This window comes from Halomonas sp. SpR1, from assembly GCF_031010175.1.
Taxonomy (GTDB): Bacteria; Pseudomonadota; Gammaproteobacteria; order Pseudomonadales; family Halomonadaceae; genus Vreelandella.
In genome coordinates, this window is record NZ_JAUAMB010000003.1 from 43,763 (window position 1) to 58,008 (window position 14,246).

Annotated in this window: 13 protein-coding genes; 7 read left to right on the top strand and 6 right to left on the bottom strand. The window is 58.8% G+C overall.

Translation table 11 applies throughout. The features are described 5' to 3' along the window. Positions 1 to 94: 94 nt before the first annotated feature. Genes QT231_RS03360 through QT231_RS03375 form a run of 4 tightly spaced genes read right to left on the bottom strand, consistent with a single transcriptional unit; the run spans position 95 to position 3,732 of the window. Positions 95 to 1,381, bottom strand: a complete 1,287-nt coding sequence (locus QT231_RS03360; RefSeq protein WP_308335518.1) for an MFS transporter — start codon at positions 1,379 to 1,381, stop codon at positions 95 to 97. Further along, on the bottom strand, positions 1,362 to 2,378 hold the full coding sequence (locus tag QT231_RS03365) for an alcohol dehydrogenase catalytic domain-containing protein (RefSeq protein WP_308335519.1): 1,017 nt from the start codon (positions 2,376 to 2,378) through the stop codon (positions 1,362 to 1,364). The genes QT231_RS03360 and QT231_RS03365 overlap by 20 nt, the downstream gene beginning before the upstream one ends. Continuing rightward, positions 2,378 to 3,196, bottom strand: coding sequence for an SDR family NAD(P)-dependent oxidoreductase (locus QT231_RS03370; RefSeq protein ID WP_308335520.1), 819 nt, complete (start codon positions 3,194 to 3,196; stop codon positions 2,378 to 2,380). The genes QT231_RS03365 and QT231_RS03370 overlap by 1 nt, the downstream gene beginning before the upstream one ends. Positions 3,197 to 3,204: 8 nt before the next feature. Then, on the bottom strand, positions 3,205 to 3,732 hold the full coding sequence (locus tag QT231_RS03375; protein ID WP_308335521.1) for a 2,4'-dihydroxyacetophenone dioxygenase family protein: 528 nt from the start codon (positions 3,730 to 3,732) through the stop codon (positions 3,205 to 3,207). Between the two features lie 271 nt (positions 3,733 to 4,003). Between QT231_RS03375 and QT231_RS03380 the strand changes: the two genes are divergently transcribed. Beyond that, a complete protein-coding gene (locus QT231_RS03380) occupies positions 4,004 to 5,800 on the top strand; it encodes a sigma 54-interacting transcriptional regulator (protein WP_308335522.1) in 1,797 nt (598 codons plus the stop codon). Positions 5,801 to 5,880: 80 nt separating this feature from the next. Here the strand turns inward: QT231_RS03380 and QT231_RS03385 are convergent, their stop codons facing one another. Further along, on the bottom strand, positions 5,881 to 6,348 hold the full coding sequence (locus QT231_RS03385) for an Lrp/AsnC family transcriptional regulator (protein WP_308335524.1): 468 nt from the start codon (positions 6,346 to 6,348) through the stop codon (positions 5,881 to 5,883). Between the two features lie 132 nt (positions 6,349 to 6,480). Here QT231_RS03385 and kynU point away from each other — a divergent pair, with 132 nt between their 5' ends. The 5 genes from kynU (at position 6,481) to QT231_RS03410 (ending at position 11,773) form a co-directional block, all read left to right on the top strand. Further along, positions 6,481 to 7,713: a kynureninase gene (gene kynU / locus QT231_RS03390; protein ID WP_308335525.1), complete on the top strand. Its 1,233-nt coding sequence runs from the start codon at positions 6,481 to 6,483 to the stop codon at positions 7,711 to 7,713. Beyond that, positions 7,713 to 8,540: an alpha/beta hydrolase gene (locus QT231_RS03395; protein ID WP_308335526.1), complete on the top strand. Its 828-nt coding sequence runs from the start codon at positions 7,713 to 7,715 to the stop codon at positions 8,538 to 8,540. The genes kynU and QT231_RS03395 overlap by 1 nt, the downstream gene beginning before the upstream one ends. Before the next feature lie 55 nt (positions 8,541 to 8,595). Next, positions 8,596 to 9,456 carry a tryptophan 2,3-dioxygenase gene (kynA, locus tag QT231_RS03400; RefSeq protein ID WP_308335527.1) on the top strand — a complete coding sequence of 287 codons (861 nt, stop codon included), beginning with the start codon at positions 8,596 to 8,598 and terminating at the stop codon, positions 9,454 to 9,456. 117 nt (positions 9,457 to 9,573) lie between these two features. After that, the gene (locus tag QT231_RS03405; RefSeq protein ID WP_308335528.1) at positions 9,574 to 10,788 is read left to right on the top strand and encodes an aromatic amino acid transporter; all 1,215 of its coding nucleotides are present in this window, start codon (positions 9,574 to 9,576) and stop codon (positions 10,786 to 10,788) included. 214 nt (positions 10,789 to 11,002) lie between these two features. Then, the gene (locus tag QT231_RS03410; RefSeq protein WP_308335529.1) at positions 11,003 to 11,773 is read left to right on the top strand and encodes a cache domain-containing protein; all 771 of its coding nucleotides are present in this window, start codon (positions 11,003 to 11,005) and stop codon (positions 11,771 to 11,773) included. 79 nt (positions 11,774 to 11,852) lie between these two features. On the opposite strand, the gene QT231_RS03415 is transcribed toward QT231_RS03410, so the two are convergent. Further along, entirely contained in the window at positions 11,853 to 12,905 is a 1,053-nt protein-coding gene (locus tag QT231_RS03415; RefSeq protein ID WP_308335530.1) for a GlxA family transcriptional regulator, read from the bottom strand. 308 nt (positions 12,906 to 13,213) lie between these two features. Between QT231_RS03415 and dctP the strand changes: the two genes are divergently transcribed. Next, positions 13,214 to 14,242, top strand: a complete 1,029-nt coding sequence (dctP, locus tag QT231_RS03420; RefSeq protein WP_308335531.1) for a TRAP transporter substrate-binding protein DctP — start codon at positions 13,214 to 13,216, stop codon at positions 14,240 to 14,242. The last annotated feature ends 4 nt before the right edge of the window (positions 14,243 to 14,246 follow it).

Sequence of the window (14,246 nt, forward strand, 5' to 3'; positions counted from 1 at the left end):
CAGCACGCGGCCAGGTTGAGCCACCGTTGTTCCTCGGTGGCTATGTGGGATGCATTTTTAACTATCGTGCGTTTTCCGACACTACATGCAGCACTCAATTGAGAGATGTCGAGGCTAGCGCCTCTTGCGACCGTTTGGCCAAGATCGCTGGTGCTGTCTCCTTAAGCCCCAGTGCCAGAATGCCTGCAAGGACGCAGATGCCACTCATCAACCATAGCGGCGCGGACTGACCAGCAATGTCGGCGGCAGCACCGGCCAGGGTAGGCATAACACCGCCACCCAATATTTCGCCGATACCACAGACGAAGCCAAGCGTGGTGGCGATGTAACGTGGGTCGACAGTTTCGGAAGGAACGATGGCCATGAACATCGGAAATATGCCATTCAAGGACCAACCGAAGAAGAACAGGATGGCCAGGATGAACGCATGTCCTTGGAAGTACATAGCGCTCAAGGTCAGAATCAGTCCCATGAATGGCGTGATGATCATGACCGGCTTGCGCCCCACCTTGTCGGAGATACCGCTGACCACGAAGCTTCCGATGGCCGCCGAGATGCCCAGCGTCCCCATCAGCCAACCCATCGTTTGAGGGGAGTAGCCCCGCACACTGGTGAGGTAGAGCGGCATGAAAGACCAGCAAACCACCAGATAGCCGATCAGCAGTATCGCCATGAGTGAACAGATGACGATGTTTCGATGCGCGAGCATCTCCCTGATGCTCGGACGCTGGAGAGCGGGTTGATCACTTACGGCGGACGGAACCGGAGCGATGCCAGGCTCACGCATCAGCCACCAGAGAAGTCCGGCGGCCAGCAGCCCAGGGATCCCCGCGAGGAAGAAGGCTTCTCGCCAGCCAAAGGCCGAGGCGACGGCGACTAGCACCACCGGGGCCACGAAAGAGCCCAGCAGATTCGATCCGAAGTTCTGCATCACGCCCATGGCCACGCCCCGGCGCTCGGGCGTGACTTCCATGGCCGTCACCGTCTGCGATATCGGCAGGATGGGGCCCTCTGCAACCCCCATGAGTAGCCGCGCGCCAAGCAGCATTAGAAAGGAAGTGGCGAGCCCCGTCAGAAAGGAGCAAAGGGAAAAAATGATAGTGGCCAGAATGAGAAAGGCCTTCCTGCGCCCACTACGATCGGACATGGCACCAAATACCATGCCCGATATGGCCCAAGCAATCGATAGCGCGGAGGCTGTCAGGCCTATTTGAGTATTCGTCAGCCCGAGTTCGGGCTGAACGAATGGCATCAAGAAGCTCAGCGCATTCCTATCGAAAAAGACGATACCGAAGTTCAAACTTAGCAGTGCTACCAGAATGATCTGATAGCGTGAGCTGGCGCGGGCGTTGGGCATGACGTTAGCATTGTTGTTGTTCATGGCTGATGAGCACCTTGCATTGTCGAGTGCGGTTTTTTAGAGCCTCGAATACCGATGGCACGTTCTGCAGTGGCACCGTCTCGGTAATCAAGTGGCGTGGTTCGATAGCGCCCGCGTCAAGTACATCCAGGGCACTTTCGTATTCGCGTTTGGAAAAGAAGGCAGCTGTCTGAAGGCGTACCTCCTTCGACAGGGCGGCAAAGGGAACGAAACTGTCAGGCTTGGTACATAAACCAAGGAGCAAAATGGTGCCATGGGGGCGCACCTGGTCGATGGCTTGGGCAATGAGGCCTGGAACACCGGCACACTCGAAAACGATATCCGCTTTCCCGCCGAGCTCACGCTCCGCGCCCCCCGCGGGGTCGTCTGGCGTGCAGACGAAACCGGTCGCCCCCATGTCGTGGGCTCGCTGCTCCTGATACCGGGCGATGTCCTGGACGACAACCTGCCTCGCCCCGAAACGACGCGCCCAAAAAGCAACCGCCAGACCGATGGGGCCGGCACCTAGAACCAGGACACGATCGCCAGGTTGCATGCCGGAAAGCCGAACCCCATGAAGCGCGACGGCCAGCGGCTCGACGATGGCGCCGTCGCCCGTGTTCACGCCATCGGGCAGCGCAATGCACTGCCGTGCCGCGGTTGCCGCATACTCGCCATAGCCCCCGCCCTCGAGCACCATTTGCTGGCACCAGGCGGGGTCCCCCGACCGGCAGGAGAGGCATTTCCCGCAACTTCGGAATGGCATGACGGACACCAGTTGCCCCGTGCGCAGGTTGTCGACCGCGGCACCGCAGGCAACGATCTCTCCGGCGTACTCGTGACCCAGCACAGCACCGGGGCAGAGTCCGAAGACGGCATCTTCGGTCATGTGCAAGTCCGAACCACAGATCCCACACCGTTTCACCTCGATAACGACCTCGTCGTCACCCGGCGTGGGATCGGGAAGCTCATGGATTTCCAGAGGCTGATGTAACTCCTGAAAAACGGCAGCACGCATCAGCCAACCCTCCCCAGAGACGTCCCCCCATCGATGACCAACTGTGCCCCCGTCATATACGAGGACGCATCCGAGGCCAGATAGAGGGCAAGCGCTTTAATCTGATCCGGCTCCGCCAACTGCCCCAGGGGCACTTTGGCATCCCAACTCCGGCGTACGGTTTCGTCTTTCAGCCAACCGCCGCCGATATTGGTGATGAAGCCCCCGGGTGCGATGGTATTGACGCGTATCCCAAACTCCGCAAGCTCCAAGGCCAATTGGCGAACCATATGGGAGACACCGGCCTTGGCCGGCATGTAGGGGAGCCCCACCATGGGCTCGGTGATGATGGCGGCATTCGACGAGGTGACGACGATGGATCCCCGGCGCTGGGGCTTCATATACTTCGCCGCCATGCGCACGGTGTTAAAAGTGCCAGTCAGGTTGATGGCGATCGTCCGGTCCCAGCGGGCGGGATCCAGGGTATCGACCTGCCCCTCTTCATTGCGCCACCCGGCCGGATTCCAGAAGCCCGCACCCGGGTCGATCCCCGCATTGGCGAAGACGATATCCAAGCCGTCGAAGCGGCGCACATGTTCCTCGAATGCCAGATCCGTTTGATCTCTGTCGGCCACATCGAGCGCCTGGGCATATACTTCAAGACCTCGCTCTCTCAACCGACCTGCTTCATGCTCCGCAGCCTCGATGTCGATATCCGTGAGTGTGACCTTAGCGCCGCTTTCCGCCAGCACTTCGACATAAGCAAGCCCCAGCCCCGACGCGCCACCGGTGACCAATGCCGAACGACCCTCGACACTGAACTGTTCAAAGATAGGCATGGTATCCCTCACAGAAACAGTTGGTCGTTGATAGGAATACCGTTCTCTTCGCAGTAGGTGACGTAGTGGTTGATGAACCAGAAGACATCCAGGGTCTCTGCCCACTCCCCATTTTCGTCGTAGAATTCATTGGCTCCCTGCATCCAGAACAGCGCTTTCATGCCATTCGGTTCATCGGTCACCAGCGTGTGGGCCTGGCCGGGCATTTCGGTAATGAATTCACCGGGCCCACAAGTCCAGTCATACTCCAGATAGCGAAACGTCCCCTCCATGCCGACAGCCCAGACCATGCCTCGGTGTCTATGCGTGCCGATGACGCCCGGGCCTTTTATCCATAAAATATTGCAGTAGACATTGTTCCTGACATCGAAAGCGAGATGGCGTATCGCCGCGTTTTCGCCAAAAGGAACCCACGGGCTTTCCGTTTCTGATCGCCCGACGAAACTCCCCTCTCGCCCGAATCGATCCTGCATCGCCTTCATCGGCTCGGGTACTTCGACGACTTTATAAGCAGTGCTTGCAGGTGCATTCGACATGGTCTTTCTCCTCTCAGTAATGAGACATACAGCTTGCCAATCAGGTAAGAGCAAGCGGTGTGCCACTAACAAAGAGGAGTAGACCTTTGTATAAGCAAGGAGCGTAACCCCCCATTAAACCAGTAGAACCTCCCCCGTTTTGAAGACCAATGGATAACGGCAAGACAGAGAACGATCCTTTAAGCTTTATAAAATTCATCATTTTTTTATGAAATTTTGTAAAGCCGAGGCAAGATCGAATTCATTTCTGCGACTTTGGTAGGGTAACTACATGCCCCAAAAACTGCGCCTTTCGGAGATCGCAGCGCAAGCGCAGCGAGCCAATTCTGTCGAAGATGCGCTGTATGCCGGAGATCCTCCCACGCTACACGACTTGACGGAGAGTCTTCGCTTCACACCCAACGACGGACGGATCTGGTTCGATACGCGCCGCATGCTGCTGTTCGGCGCCAACTCGTTCGGCGCCTTGCGTCGAGAGCTAATCGAGGCTCTGGGGCCCATCGGCGCACGCGACCTGCTGATGCGCGTCGGCTTCTCGGCCGGTGCCTCGGATGCGACGTTCGTGCGCAAGCACTGGCCGGATAGCGATGATGCCGGGGTACTGAGCGCAGGGGAGCGCTTGCACGCCGTCATGGGGATGGTCAAAGTCGAAACGATACGGCGCGATCACGATATTCCGAACGGCACATTCGACGCTGAGTTTCTCTGGCATGACTCCATCGAAGCCGCCGAGCACGTCAAGGCGTACGGACTATCTCAGGAACCGATCTGCTGGATGCAGCTTGGCTACGCCAGCGGCTATGCCAGCGCCTTCTATGGCAAACGCGTGATATACCGAGAAGTGGAGTGCGCCGGCTGCGGCGCGTCGCACTGCCGTATCGTGGGTGAAACGACCAATGAGCGCATGGACAACATCGATGATCTCAGTTGGCTCCAGCTCGACCGACATACGTTGCCCAATGCCCAGACACCGGCTCGCACCGCGCGCAGAAAGACCGAGGCGTCGACTATCCCCGGAGACACGCCCAGCGGTGACGATTTCCAGAGAATCGTAGGTATCTCTGCCGCTGTCAGCGTCGCTCTGCAGAAGATCGAACGAGTCGCTCCCACGCCTGCCACCGTACTGCTCAATGGCGAGTCAGGCGTGGGCAAGGATCTCTTCGCCAACGCGCTGCATCGCAGCAGCCTGCTGGCCGATGGCCCCCTCGTCGCGCTCAACTGCGCGGCCATCCCCGATACGCTGATAGAGGCCGAGCTGTTCGGCGTGGAAAAAGGCGCCTTCACAGGAGCGGAACGCAGCCGACCCGGGCGCTTCGAACGCGCCAATGGCGGCACTCTCTTTCTCGATGAAATTCCGTCACTGAGCCTGGAGGCCCAAGGCAAGCTGCTGCGCACGCTGCAGAATGGCGAAATCGAGCGCGTCGGCGGGGGGCAGCCGATTCAAGTCGATGTTCGGATCGTTGCCGCCTCGAACAAGGATCTCTTTCAGGAGGTGCAGGCCGGCCGCTTCAGAGAAGATCTCTACTACCGTCTTAATGTCTTTCCGATCCGGCTCCCGCCACTCCGGGAACGGCGCGATGATATCCCGCTGCTGGTCGAGCACTTTTCACGCCTCTACGCCGAGCGCTATCGAAAATCCATTACCGGGCTTACCCGAAAGGCCTCCGACGCCTTGCTGGAATACGACTACCCCGGCAACATCCGCGAGCTTCAAAACCTGGTGGAACGGGGTGTCATCAATGCCATGGATGGCGGGCCAATCGATGTCTTCCACCTGTTCGAGGACGACGGCTTCTCTTCAAACCCTGGCCCCAAGCTAAGAATCAACGACGCGGGAGACCTCGAGACGGCGGGCCCCGCCGATGCCGCTGAAGCCAGATCATCCAGCCGCGCCGACGAACCCGCAGCCATGCGGGAGGTGGAGATGCTCGAACGCGTACTCAACGCTGCCGAAGGCAATGTCTCCCTGGCCGCACGCGAACTGGGCATCACTCGGGCCAAGCTGGCCTATCGACTGCAAAAGTTGGGGCTGGATCCTGGGACGTACCACTACCCACGAAGACTATAAGCCCGGTCTGTGGTTTCCATGAGGGATGATGGACGTTCGACGGCCCGTGCCCTTGTCATTCCTCCTGCGACTCAGCGTCATCAGCCCTTCACCTTGAATGGCCCGGCCTCCTTGAAGCACTCCAGTGCCACCTGGGTAGAGACATCGCGAATGCCTGGAATCGGACTGACGACAGTGGAAAGAAAGTGTGACAGCTCGGCGAGATCCGCCACCTTCACCTTGAGGATAAAATCGTGACTGCCGGTGGTGGAGTGGCAGTCAATGACCTCATCGCACTCCAGCAGCGAGTCGATCGTTTCTCTGGGCGACCCCAGCCGCGACTTCTCCACCGACACCGAGATGAAGGCGGTCACCATGAGCCCCAGCGCTTCTGGTGCCAGACGCAGCGCGTGCCCCAGGATGATGCCATTCGCTTCGAGCCGAGCGAGACGCCGTGAACACTGGCTGGGCGAGAGATTCACGCGCTCGGCCAACTCCGTCAGCGTCTGGCGTGGTGAGCGCTGCATGGTGTAGAGCAAACGACGATCGAAGGCATCTAATGCATGCATTTTGCGAACCTCCTTTGATAAAGACGTATTTTTGCACTTTATGCCATTAGGGCACAAAAAAACGCAACCCACACGCGATCCGTTCAGCGTACGCTTTGGAGTGTCAATTCTCTAACGCGACCGGACATGCCCATGCGCCCAACGATCACCGACGCACGTCACCTGGACAGCCAGGATCCACTCGCCGACTTCAAGGCCAACTTCGCCCTCCCCGAGGGCGTGCTCTATCTCGACGGCAACTCACTGGGGGCGCAGCCGCGGGCCGCCCGCGACGCGCTCGATGCGACCCGGGATCAGTGGCGCGACGCGCTGGTCGGTGGCTGGAACCAGGGCTGGTTCGATGCCCCCGAACGCCTCGGCGACCTGCTGGTACCGCTGATCGGCGCCCGCGCGGGGGAGGTACTGGTCAGCGACAGCATCACCCTCAACCTGTTCAAGCTGCTCGGCTATATCACTGAGCGCCAGGGGGGCGAGCGGCGAGTCATCCTTAGCGAAGGCGGCAACTTCCCTGCGGATGGCTATATCGCCGAGGGCTTCTGTCGTACCGCCGGTTTCGAACATCGCTTTCTGCCCGAGGGCGCGCCGCTGGAGGCGCATCTGGATGGGCAGGTGGCCGTAGTGGTACTGAGCCAGGTCAACTATCGCACCGGCCAACTGCGCGACATGGCCGATACCACCCGCCGTATTCACGCCAGCGGCGCCGAGGTGATCTGGGATCTGGCTCACTCGGCGGGCGCGCTGGCAGTCGACCTAGCAGGCAGCGACGCTCGCTACGCGGTCGGCTGTACCTACAAGTATCTCAATGGTGGCCCGGGGGCACCCGGCTTCCTGTATGTCCGTAGCGATTGTCAGCAAGCAGGTTGGCAGCCGCTCTCGGGCTGGCATGGTCATGCCCAACCCTTCGCCTTCGACGCCGACTATGCCCCGGCCGCCGGGATGACGCGCTTTCGTACCGGCACCCATTCGGCGCTGGCCTACGCCCCGCTCGAAGCCTCACTGCGGCTGTGGCAGCAGGTGGACATGGCCGCACTGCGCGCCAAGAGCCTGGCACTGGTCGATTTCTTCCGCGCCTGCATCAAAGATCTGTTCGAGACCCACGGCATCGAGGACATTACCCCGCCCCCGGCGCAGCGCGGCAGCCAGGTCAGTCTGGTGCAACGCGAACACGGCTACGGCATCGTCCAGGCGCTGATCGAGCGTGGCGTGATCGGCGACTACCGCGAACCGGGGCTGATGCGCTTCGGCTTCACCCCGCTCTATCTCAGCCATGTCGATGTCTGGCAAGCCGCCGAGCAGTTCCGCGAGGTAGTGGAGAGCGCTGAGTACCGCGACCCACGCTTCCAGACCCGCACGGAGGTGACCTGATGGCCGACACGCCAAGTCTCGAAGCGCGCGAGCATGCCCACTCACCGAGCCGCTGGGCACGCGACGCCGACGCGAGCCTGGCTCACCAGGCCGAGTTGGGCCGCACGCTGCGTGAGGCGTGCCCACCACAGCGTCTCGCCTACGGCGACGCTGACCACGCCTGGCTGCATCTGCACCGGCCTGCGGGCGACGGCCCCTGGCCGCTGATGATCTTTCTCCACGGCGGCTACTGGCAGGCGCTAGACGCCACCGCCACCGACTTCATGGCCACCCGCTGGTTGGCCCGTGGCTGGGCCTTCGCCTCGCTGAACTACCCGCTGGCTCCTGCGGTCACGCTGGAGACGCTGATCGAAGAGAGCACGCGCGGGGTGCGCTACCTGCTGGCGCAACAACAGGCTCTCGACCTGAGCGGCCAAGTACGTCTCGGCGGCCACAGCGCCGGCGCGCACCTGGCACTGATGAGCTGCCTCGCGGCGGAGTGCCCAAAAGCCATCGAAGCGCTGTGGCTGATCAGCGGTGTCTACGACCTGCGCCCGCTGCTCGGCACTTCGATTGCCCGGCCACTCGACCTGGACGAATCCCGCGCCCGTCGCCTGAGCCCGCTGTGCCTGCCGCTGACCGGGCTTCCCCCGCTGGCGCTGATCCACGGCGAGCAGGATCCAGCGGTGTTTCAGCAACAGGGCGAGGCCCTCGCCGCACAAGCCGCGCGAGACGGCGTCACGGCGACGGTCACCCTGATGCCGGGGCGCGATCATTTCGACATTCTCGAGCACGTCGGCGAGACGCTGGATCCGAACCGTGCTGACACGCTCGATAGCGACAGTTGACAACAACGTTCAACAACAACGTTCGACGACAACACAAGACCAGGGAGTAACCCAAATGCATGACGACAATCCGACCCCGCGCGAACACAGCGCCGTCGACCTGGGCAACGAGCCGCAGGTGCACTGGGATCAGAACATGAGCTACGGCGAGTACCTGGATCTGGCACCTCTGCTCGCCTGCCAGAACCCGGTAAGCGATCAGCACGACGAGATGCTGTTCGTGATTATCCACCAGGTCTCGGAGCTGTGGTTGAAGCAGTGCTTGCACGAGGCGCACGCGGCGGCGCGGGCGATCAACGCTGACGAGCTGCGCCCGGCGTTCAAGATGCTCACCCGGGTGGCACGCATCCAGTCGCAGATGATCAATGCCTGGGAGGTGCTCGCGACCATGACGCCTTCCGACTATCTCGCCTTCCGCGACAGTCTCGGCCAGAGCTCGGGCTTTCAGTCCTATCAGTACCGCGAGCTGGAGTTTTTGCTCGGCAACAAGCATCCGCGCCTGGCCGAAGCGCACCGCCGCCACCCCGCGCATTACCAGCGGCTGCACGAGGTGCTGGATACCCCCAGCCTCTACGATGTCTGCCTGCAACTGCTGGCGCGGCGCGGCTTCGAGCTGCCGCAGACGACCCTGCAGCGCGACTGGTCGACGCCCTACGCCGCCTCGCCCGAAGTCGAAGCCGCCTGGTCGAGCATCTATCGCCACCCCGACCGCTATTGGGATCTCTACGAACTCGCCGAGAAGCTGATCGATACCGAGTACAACTTCCACAAATGGCGCTTCAGTCACATGAAGACGGTCGAACGCATCATCGGTCAGCGTACCGGTACCGGCGGAACCTCGGGCGTGACCTATCTGAAGAAAGCGCTAGACCTGCAGTTCTTCCCAGAGCTGTGGTCGCTGAGAGGCGACCTCTAGGCGCGTCATCGACATCGAGTGGAGACTTACGCTGCGCTCATCGGCAACCATCCAACCGGCTCGCCATGAACACCCCCTAGCGGGGTATCTCACCGGGCCCTCTTCAGGACGACTCCAATGACAAAAAACCCCACCCTCATCGGCGGTATCAGTATCATCGCCAGTGTTTGTGTCGGCGCTGGCATGCTAGGCCTGCCCACCGCGGGCGCCGGCGGCTGGCTGCTATGGTCTACGCTGGCCTTGCTCTTGACCATGCTGGTCATGACACTCTCCGGCTGGCTGCTGCTGGAAGTTCTCAAGCACTATGATACCGATGCGTCCTTCAGCACCATCACCCAGGATCTGCTGGGGAAACGCATCAACTATCTCAACAACCTGGCGGTCTACTTCGTGGGCGCGATTCTCCTCTACGCCTACATCACCAGTGCCGGGCTGATTCTGGCGGGGATCACACCGCTTGGCCGTCACTCAGCCTCGATCGTGTTCGTCGCGATTTTCGCTTACGCGGTCTTTCACTCCACCCGCGCCGTCGATCGCATCTCAGTCTTGCTGATCACCTTCATGATCGCGAGCTTCGCTTTCGGGATCTTCAGCCTCTTCGTGCACATCGATCTGTCCCTGATCTTCGTCGACATCGGCCGCCAGTTCGGCTGGTTTACCTACGCACTCGCCATGCTGCCGGTGGCCTTGACCTCCTTCGGCTACCATATGTCGGTCTTCTCGCTGCGCAAGTACTACGGTGGCGAGACCCAGGCGCAGAAAGCGATCCTTGGCGGTACGCTGATCTCGCTGGTCTTCTATCTGGTCTGGCTGGCCAGCGTCTTCGGCAACGTAGCGCGTCCGGACTTCGCTCCGGTGCTGGCCCAGGGCGGCAACGTGGACGCCCTACTCGCAGCGCTCGCCGGTATCGGTACCTCCTCGCTGGCGCTCAAGGTGCTCAGCGTCTTCTCGGCCGCGGCGATTTTCTCCTCTTTCATCGGGGTCGGCCTGGGCTTGTTCGACTTCATGGCCGACCTGCTCGGCTTCTCTGACGATCGACAAGGCCGCGCCAAAACCTGGATCGCGACCTTCATACCGCCGCTGCTCGGCTCGCTATTCGTGCCCTTCGGCTTCGTGCTGGCGATCGGCTATGCCGGCGCTGCCGCCGCCTTCTGGACCTGCATCATCCCTGCTCTGCTGATCGTGAAGGCCCGGCAGCGCCCCGACGCCCAAACTGGCTTCATGGCACCAGGCGGCAGCGCCAGTGTCTGGCTGGTCGGGCTGTTCGGCGTCGTCGTCACCGTGCTGCACTTCATGACCGTCTTCAGCGTCAACCCGTCGCCAGCGCTCTAGCACCACATGCCATGGCACAAAAAGCTGACGGCAGACGAGCCCCGGCGGCTGACCTTCGCGGCAACTGTTGCGGGCTCGCGCGCACCTGGCGGTGCGCGGTGCGCCGAACGCGCTCACAGCAGACAGCAATAAGTTCGTTTCCGGAAGATCGATAAATCGTTAAGTCAAACTTCTCATCGGACTCTTCCAATACCCCCTTCCAAAGAACCTTAGCATGCTGAAATTCTTCAAGATTCGTATCATGGCCGGCTGTCTGGCGATGATTCTGGTCGCGCTCGCGGCCACCGGCGGTATCAGCTACTGGCTGGTCAGCCGCCATCAGCAATCAGTCAATCAGGATCTGCTCGAATCGGTGGCCAACGGGCACCGCGATGCGATTGCCGCCTGGGCCGCGTCGAAGCGCAAGCTGATCGAGGCGGTCGCGCCATCGGTGGGCAGCGAAACGCTGATTCCGGCGCTGCAGCAGACCGTCGCTGCTGGGGGCTTCAGTCAGGTCTACATGGGCACGCCGGACAAGCGCCTGATCACCAGCGATGGCCAACAGCCCCCGGCGGGCTACGACCCCACCCAGCGCCCGTGGTATCGCGTCGCGCTGACAGAGGGGAAGGCCACCGCCAGCACCCCCTATCTGGATCTCGCAAGCAACGAGCTGGTAGTAGCCTTCGCCGCTCCCATTCTGCGTGACGACATGCTCCTAGGCGTGGTTGGCGGCGACGTAACCCTTCAACATGTTCAGGAGAACGTGCGCTCGATCCAGCCCACGCCCAAGAGCTTCGCCTTCCTGGCAGACAGCGACGGCACCATCGTCGCCTACCGCGATGCCGACCTGAGCCTGAAACCGGCGAGTGCGATCGCCTCCGATCTCGATACCGCCAAACTCGAGGCGGTGACCCAGAGCCCGCTGCCAACGCCAAGCGTGATCGACGGCCGTCATAACTCCGCACGGGCGCGCGGGACGACTCCTGGTTCTCCGCCGGGTTTCTAGACTGCCGCAAAATGGCCGGACTAAGCCGCCTTTGACAAGAGCTGCTGTCACTGAAGCGGGTTACCCGGCCTATCCACCTTTACTCATACGTGCTGCCAACTTGGCACAACTTTCTAAACTGAGTGGGCGTCATTTCGAAGAGCTGATAAAAACAGTTCCGGAAGTGAGAAATGCTGACAAAACCCGTTGCGACAGCCACCTCGGCTATAGGCTTATTGGACTGCTGTAACAGTTGCCGAGCACGCGTTAAACGCAACTCCATATAGTACCGGGATGGGCTGGCATTCACATGATGACAAAATAATCGCTCCAGTTGGCGCCTGGAAATGTTGACCCACTTCGCAATCTCAGACATCAATAAGGGCTCTTCGATATTGTTTTTCATGAGCTGCAAAGCCGTTTGTAGCGCTTCAGGTAGCGTACCGTTTTGATCAACGCTGATCGTTGAAATATCCGGAGCCTCAATGGCTTTATCACAGCTCAACATCTCTTCAACGGCACAGGCCACATCATTACCACAATCACTTCTGACAATTTCGATCATCATGCTTAGGGAGCTACTAGCACCCGCACAACTCAGGCGATTACGGTCAACGATGAAACTACGCTTAGAGACCGATACATCTAAAAACTCCTCTGCCATCATTGCCCTTCCATCGGGGTGGTAGGCACACTGATAGCCACTCAATAGCCCTGCTTCTGCAAGAAAATAGGCACCATTCCATAGCCCACCCAGCACCACGCCTTGACTATCTGCCTGTTTTAACCTCGTTCGCAGGATAGGCATGGGCTGAGGCCTTACACGCAGCCCACCACATACAATAAGCGTATCCACTTGATACTGATTAAGATCGAATGCCGATAGCACTACGTCCGCTTCAATGCCAATCCCTAAATCCGACAGCACGCTTCTATCTTGAGCAGCAACGACTAATACTTCATAAACAGTATTCGACTTCATCAAGTTCGTGGTAACTAATGCATCGACTGCCCCGGTAAAAGACATCATGGAGAAATGGTCTAGCAGTATGAAGGCCACCCGTTTAACCCTTACAGATGATTCCCTCGAAGCCTCTGAGTGCAGGTAAGCCATGTTTTTATTCTTTAATTTGCTAATAAAACCATCTCTCATGTTCCATCTCCCCATTGAAGGGTGCCACTTAGCTTTTATTTAAAACTCACCAAGATGCAAGCTCTTGGCATCACAATACCCGCCCCGCTTTAAAGAGTGCAAAAAATGCGCCAAAAGGTCACTTATCCTGAGAAACTGATTTACTACTTGGCCAAAAAACTAAAAACAATTAATTATCGGTATTAAAAAAGTTCATTAATCATTTTCCTATGTCGCCTATCAGGCAAAAAATGCCGCAAACATAACTCTTTTAGCAACGACTCCTGCCGCAAGATGAAATGCCCACCTACTCCAATGAGACATCCACAATGCATAACTTAAAAAGCAAAAAAATAGTGTTTGGCATTTCTCTTCTCGGCTCCCTCGCTACCATTCAACATGTACAAGCAGATAATATCACCTTAACTTTTCATAGCGGCTTAGCTCAGTCTAGGCCTGAAGCAGCGCAGATTGATAGATTTGCTCAGTTGGTCAAAGAAAAATCAGAGGGGGAACTGGAAGTCGAGGTCTATCATGCAGGCGCTTTAGGATTAAAAGAAGCCGACATGCTAAGAATACTCCAGCAGGGCATGGTCGATATGGCATTGCTATATGGCGAGTACTATACCCGCGATGCTCCTGCCCTGGCGTCAGTTTATGCTCAAGGCGCTATTACCGAGTCATCACAGCACACTGAGATTCTGAGTGTTATTAGAGAACTCTATGATGAAGGTTTTGCGAACTGGGACATTCAAATAGTCGGCGGCGTGGTTGCTCCCATATTTGACGTCGGTTTGCACTGCAAAGAGCCGGTTCACACGCTAGAAGAATTACAGGACAAAAAAGTGCGTGTTTGGTCGAGGCACTTGGTTGATACCTTTGATTTACTGGGTATTTCTGCCCAGGTCATTCCGCAAAATGATATGTATATGGCACTCCAGACAGGCGTCGTGGATTGCGCCTACTACCTATCAACCGTTGCGCCCACCGTTTCGTTACAAGAAGTGACTGAATACGAAGCGTACTTGCACCCTTGGGCAGCCTCACCATGGTTATTTGGCATCAGCGAAAAAGCACTTTCAGGCTTAAATGATAACCAGCGCCAGGCATTAGAAGAAGCAGGCCAAGAAATTTGGGAAGCAACCAAGGAATCCGCAGTCGACCCAGAGCGCGAAGCGCAGGCGCGTCAAGAGCGCGAGGCCCTTGGCATTACCATGCTACCGGCGTTTTCTGATGAGGATCTTGACACCTTTGTAACGGCGGCTTGGAGTGCATGGCAAACCATGGCTGAAGAGTCGGGCGAAGACGGCAAGCGTTACTACAACACGGTTACTCAAGCGCTTTCAGATAATCAATAATTAG